Source organism: Bartonella sp. CL70QHWL (assembly GCF_042194855.1).
In the GTDB taxonomy this organism is placed as follows: domain Bacteria; phylum Pseudomonadota; class Alphaproteobacteria; order Rhizobiales; family Rhizobiaceae; genus Bartonella.
In genome coordinates, this window is the sequence record NZ_JBHINJ010000045.1 from 1 (window position 1) to 4,413 (window position 4,413).

1 pseudogene is annotated in these 4,413 nt (G+C 46.6%); it reads right to left on the reverse strand.

What is annotated here, in order from left to right:
• Positions 1-4,413, reverse strand: a pseudogene (locus ACFIJZ_RS09260) (filamentous hemagglutinin); the annotation flags it as partial.

Here is a 4,413-nt window from a genome sequence, read left to right on the forward strand (position 1 = left end):
GTAATGGCACTGGCAGCGCCCGAGGCTGCTCCGCCCGTAACCGCCGTGACAGCCAAGGCCACGATAGCCGCACCGGCTTCTGTCAGCCCTTGGGCTTTATAATCCCAGTCTTTAAATTCAGCCTTAACTGCTTGCCAATCCACTTGCTTGGATAATTCTGGATCATCACGCAGTTGCTTGATCCATGCCATGCCTGGAGAGCGAGACAATTGCTCAAGAGATTTGTCTAAATCACCAGTTGCCTCATACTCAACAACAAAGCCATCACCCGCATCAAGCTTTATGCCACCCTTAGCATCTATGGTGACATGTTCGATGGTCTCCTTAAGGTAACCTTTATCGCTCTCACTCCACCACACAAGGTTTTCATTACGCTGATAAACATCCTTAAAATCTTGATCCTTGTTGGTCAGAAACTTGATTTTTCCCTTATCTGATGCCAAATGCGTCTGACCACCACTTGATAGCCCTGCCGCACCAAGTGTGAGATCCCCATTTTGCGCATGCATGGAGAGGTTGCCCTCTGTTTCTATCGTGGTTTTGTTTGTAGTAACTTCTGTTGATTGTTGACGAAACTTATTCTTTTGCTTCGATTTGTCGCCTTCTTTGCCCCTCAGATCCAAATCAAAACTGTTAAAATCTTGCTCTGAAATCGCGTTGAGAGCGCCACCACTGGTGAAATCCCCATTGCCCTTGGCTTTAAACTTTCCCTCAAGGTTCAGTTCACCACCTGTGACAATGGTCAAATCTCCATCACTGTTGACTTCTGTCAAACGGTGCTCACTGCTTTGGGCGTTATAATGCCCTTTTTCCAATGTCTCCTTATGGTCACTCTCTAGCACTAATGAACCAAACGTAGCAGAACCACCGACAATCACCGTCATCGGACCGCCGCTGGTGAATTCCCCCCCCTCTGAGCCAAGATCACCAAGGGATTGAATGTTTAATTCATGATCAGAGAGAATTTGTCCCTTCTGCCCAGCTCGATCAACAAAACCATATTCATTCGTGTCACGGATTTTAGCGGTACTATTGACAATCGTACCACCCGTCATGGTAACCGTATCACCATGAATAACACCGGAAGAATTGGCTAAAAGACCGTTACTGGTGAGTTCTACAGCACCTCTGGCATCTAAAAAACCACCATCATTAAACAATGTTTGCGTGGTCGAAACATGCAATGCATCATCACTTACCACAGCACCACTATTGGTAAGACGGTCCGCATTCAAGGTGACCCCATTCCCTTTCAAACGTGCACTGGCAAGGTTTCCTTGCAATCCTTGTGCGTTTTTTATCCCTTGTTCTGAAGAGGAGGTTGGCGCCAAATAAACGTGGGGCACTAAGACCTCTTGTCCGTCGACAAGGTGAGTTTCAAGCCAGATCATATCCTTTTTGATCTCAGCAATCTGCTGAGGCGTTAAGGGCTTGCCTAGCACTAACCCCAAGGGACCTTGCTGCTCCACAGCATTGTCATAGAGCGTTTGCATTTGAGCATTGGGATCTTCATCATCAAGAAGAGTGCGATTGCCTGTCAGCTCAAAGATTTGCTCACCCACCAGACGATATTCAAAATAAGCATCGCCCAATCTTTTGAACACGTTTTCAGGCTTATAATTGCCAATCTTTTTTAAGTAATAGTCCGATCCTAAAAATTTACTTGGGTTGATAAAGTCCTGTCGCGTCTCAACTAAAAACGGCACATCCGGTGATTGGCTGCCAGCTAACTCTGTCTTGACAGAGTTAAGCCCATCTTGCGTTGGCACTTGTATGGATTCTGGTGCGGGTGTTTTTGTGCTTGGTGCAAAAAGCCCTTTGTGCCCTTTCAAACCATTGATAATCCCATCTAATCGATCATCACTAATCAGTGGTTTGGAACCGTCAAAATCGGTGTTTTTAACACCAGCCAAACCTTTATCGCCAGAGCTTAAGCCAACTTGCTCAACCCCCTCACGCACCGCATGATTGTCAATATAGCCTGTCAACTTGGCATCAAGCGTGCCACCAGCTTCAATCGTGCCGTAAACAGCATCATAAGTGCGGACGGTTGTTTGGGTATCAGTATAATGTCCCTCATCTGTAATGCCTCCCGCATGACACCCTGCATTCCACGGTCTGCATTTCTTCTCCCTGCGATGTGTTTCAGTTACAATCTCGGTTGTTTCGATTAAATCACGCCCCTCATTGAGCAGCGTATCGCCATGCATCTCAATATTGCCATTAGCAGCAATCAAACTATAACTATTGCGGATATCACCGGCATGAACCGTGAGATGACGTCCTACTAAAATCTGTGCAGCATTATTGGTAAAATGAGGCTGTTGACGGCTAATTGTAGTGTCAACATCTTCCTTTATCTGATGGTGTTTAACATTTGGGATAGGGGTCCATTCTCCTTGCACGTAACTGTGAGAAATCACTTTATCGCTAACTTCAACCCCACCTTCACGCATGTTGGTGAGAGCTGAGACATCGAAGGTCATATCGCCGGATACGGCTTCTAAAAGCCCCGAACTATTGATGACATGACCAGCCCGCTCTCCACTTAAACCACGGATGATGAGATTGTCTTCAGCAATGACATCGGCAAACTTATTAATAAAATCCCCATCTAAGGAGAAAATAGCAGATTTCTTGGCATAAATCAGCCCGCTATTACTCAGATCAGCGCTCACATTGAGCGCAACCCCATCACCACTTGAACCAATACTGCCGGCATTGTCCAAAACATCTGCGGTTAAGACAAAAGCACCACCACTTTTGAGAACTCCGTCTTCACCATTTAAAACCAGAGCAACTTGCCCCAATGACGGATCATGGCTTTCTGCTATAAGCGTAAAACTGTCACTGGCTAAAAGCTGACCGGAATTGGCTAAAGACCCGAGAGTTGCATCAACAACACCGCCCACCATGATACCGGAATTGCTTAAAACATCATGGCTGTTGAGAGTAAGTACTCCGCCTTGCGCTTCCACAAGCCCTGCTTGGGTGAGTGTGCCTGCCTTCAGCGTTACATCATAGGCGCCAACCTCACTTGTCTCGCCCATTGTCAATATGCCATCACTGGAAAGCTCTATCCGCTTTTTAGAGACAATGCGCCCCGTTTGGCTGAGATTTGTTTGCGCATGCAAAGCAATGGTATCATTGCTTTCTATTGTGCCACTATTGCTTAAATCACCGTGGCTGGTCAGTTGAAGGTCACCACGCTCAATCTCTATGTGCCCTGCTTGGATCACACTATCAGCAACAATATTAACTGCCCCTTGCGTAGAAATGAGACCATCAACATTCTCAAAACTGCCCACATTAATGCGCAAACCATCCCGCGCTAAAAACATGTGCACCTTCATCATGTGTAGCGTTTTGTTGGTCTGAATTTGTCGTTTCAGCGCTTTTATTGACAAAAGACGTTGCAACAATCTTCATCTCACCGGCTAAAGCACTGAGAAGACCAACCTCATTGTTTATATGACCAGCACGTGTCTCTTTCAGCCCACCAATGCTGAGAGCCTCTTCAGCAATAATTCTGCCCTGTGTGTTGGTTAAATCACCATCACTGAATAGATCCATAGATTTTTTGGCGTAAATCAGCCCGCTATTGCTGACATTTCCTGCCACATTGAGGGCAACATTCTCACCACTAGAGCCAAGCACACCGGCATTGTCTAATTGCCCTGCGATCACAACAAAAACACCACCACTTTGAAGGACCCCTTCGGATGTATTCTTCAGAAAGGCTTGTTGCGGATCGGCGCCTTCTTGTGTGCTTACCATCAAATGCAAATCATCGGTTGCAATAAACGTCCCTTGATTGGTAAATGCACCAATATGAGCATCGACACTCTCACCGCGCATTGTGCCGCTATTTGCGACCCCATCACGCACTTGAAGGGTTAATGCTCCTTCTTGAGCTTCCACAGTCCCTGCTTGGGTTAAAGCATCAGCACTTAAAACCACATCATAACTTAAAATCGTGCTCTCTTGACCGGTTGTGAGCATGCCACCCGCTGTCAAGGCAACCTGCTGCATACTGACAATATCACCCGTATGATTGAGGGCACCATGGGCATCCAGCGTTATCTCCCCATTAGACCAGACAGTGCCTTCTTGGATCAGGGCACCGTGATGCGCATAAAGGTCAATTTTTTGCTCTGCCACTAAGCGCGCGCGTGATGTAAGCTCTGCTGCTTCCACCAAAAGAGAGCCGCCGGCGCTATAATGTCCAGCGCCTACAGTGAGCGCATCATCGGCGCTCAAGACAATATTCCCCTTAGCACCAATATGGTTGTTTAAAGCGGTGATTTGATTGGTTTTAATGATCAAATCGCCAAGGGAAGAAACCCCTGTTTGATCATTGTCTTGCATGCGGCTTAGATCAATTGTTGCTGCTTGGATCTCTAAAAGATCACC